Genomic DNA, 2,045 nt, shown 5'->3' with positions numbered 1-2,045 from the left:
GCAGCGGCGAGGAGATGGCCCGCCGCTTCGCGCGCTATCCGGGCGCCGTCGAGAACACGGTGCGCCTCGCCGAGGAGCTCGCGTTCCCGCTCCGCTCGGCCCGCCCGAAGCTTCCCAAGCAGGAGGTCCCGGACGGTCACACCCCGATGTCGTACCTGCGGGAGCTCGTGGACCACGGCATCACGGAGCGCTACGGGACTCAGGGCGCCGGCTGGCGGGGCCCGGTGCCGCCCGAGGACGTGCGGAGGCGCGTCGAGCAGGAGCTCGACGTCATCGAGCGAAAGGACTTCCCGGGGTATTTCCTCATCGTCTACGAGATCGTGCAGTTCGCGCGGAGCCAGGGCATCCTGTGCCAGGGCCGCGGGTCCGCCGCGAACTCCGCCGTGTGCTACTTCCTGAGCATCACGGCCGTGGACAGCATCGCGTACAAGCTGCCGTTCGAGCGGTTCCTCTCGAGCCTGCGCGAGGAGGAGCCGGACATCGACGTCGACTTCGATTCCGATCGGCGCGAGGAGGTCATCCAGCACGTCTACGCGAAGTACGGGCGGGGCAACGCGGCGCAGGTCGCGAACGTCGTGAGCTACCGGCCCAAGAACGCCGTGCGGGACGTCGCGAAGGCGTTCGGCTACAGCCAGGGGCAGCAGGACGCGTGGTCCAAGCGGCTCGAGCGGTGGGACGCGCTCTCGGCCGCCGCGCGCTCAGAGGGCGAGCGCTCTGAGGGCGAAGCGGACGACGACGGCGTCCCGGCTCGCGTCCTCGGCCTCGCCGAGCAGCTCCTCGGCTACCCGAGGCACCTCGGCATCCACTCGGGCGGCATGGTCCTCACCGAGCGGCCCGTGGGCGAGGTCGTGCCGATCGAGCACGCGCGCATGGAGAACCGCACCGTGCTGCAGTGGGACAAGGACGACTGCGAGTGGATGGGGCTCGTCAAGTTCGACCTCTTGGGCCTCGGCATGCTCGCGGCGCTCCAGTACTGCTTCGACCTCGTGGACGAGAACTTCGGCGAGCGCTGGCGCATCGAGGACATCCCGAAGGAGGAGCCCGCGGTCTACGACATGCTGTGCCGAGCGGACTCCGTGGGCGTGTTTCAGGTGGAGTCCCGCGCGCAGATGAGCACGCTCCCGCGCCTGCGGCCGCGCTCGTTCTACGACCTCGTGGTCGAGATCGCGCTCATCCGGCCCGGGCCCATCCAGGGCGGCGCCGTGCATCCGTACATCCGCCGCCGGGCGGGCGAAGAGAAGGTCACGTATCCGCACCCCCTCCTCGAGCCCGTGCTCGAGCGGACCCTCGGCGTGCCCCTGTTCCAGGAGCAGCTCATGCAGATGGCCATGGCGATCGGGGGCTGCAGCGCCGAGGACGCCGACCTGCTGCGCCGGGCCATGGGGTCCAAGCGCGGGGTCGAGAAGATCGGGAGCCTCCGCGAGAAGCTCTTCGCTGGCATGGCGGCGAACGGCCTCACCCCGGAGGAGGCCAGGTCCGTGTACACGCAGATCGCGGCGTTCGCGGACTTCGGCTTCGCGGAGTCCCACTCGATCAGCTTCGGGGTGCTCGTGTACGCGAGCTCGTGGCTCAAGCTGCACTACCCGGGCGCGTTCCTCGCGGCGCTCCTGCGGGCCCAGCCCATGGGCTTCTACTCGCCGCAGACGCTTGTGGCCGACGCGCGGCGGCATGGCGTGCACGTGCTGCGACCCGACATCCTGCTCTCGCGCGCCGACGCGTGCCTCGAGCTCGACGACGGCGAGGGCGCCGGACGCAACGGCGCCGCCCCGGAGCGCGGTGGGCTCGGCGCGTGCCTTGAGCTGTTCCAGCCGAGGATCGGCGGGTTCGACCAGAACGCGCCCGACGACGGCCCCGCCCATCGCCGGGACGCGTCCCACGCCGTGCGTCTCGGGCTCTCCAGCGTGACGGGCCTCGGCCAGGACCTCGCCGAGAGGATCGTCGCGGAGCGCGACGCGAACGGCCCGTTCCGCGAGCTCACGGAGCTCTCGCGCCGCACGGGCCTCAATGCCGAGCAGCTCGAGGCGCTCGCCTCCGCAGGCGCCCTC

Annotated in this window: 1 protein-coding gene; it reads left to right on the top strand. The window is 71.2% G+C overall.

Translation table 11 applies throughout. The annotated features are described in order from the left end of the window. The coding region (locus ACLN58_RS21550) for an error-prone DNA polymerase (protein WP_415857257.1) at positions 1-2,045 on the top strand (2,045 nt) is incomplete at both ends.

Source organism: Sinomonas sp. G460-2 (genome assembly GCF_047759905.1).
Taxonomy (GTDB): domain Bacteria; phylum Actinomycetota; class Actinomycetes; order Actinomycetales; family Micrococcaceae; genus Sinomonas.
The sequence above is the reverse complement of the archived record's forward strand: the minus strand, read 5'-3'. Positions and strand labels throughout refer to the sequence as shown.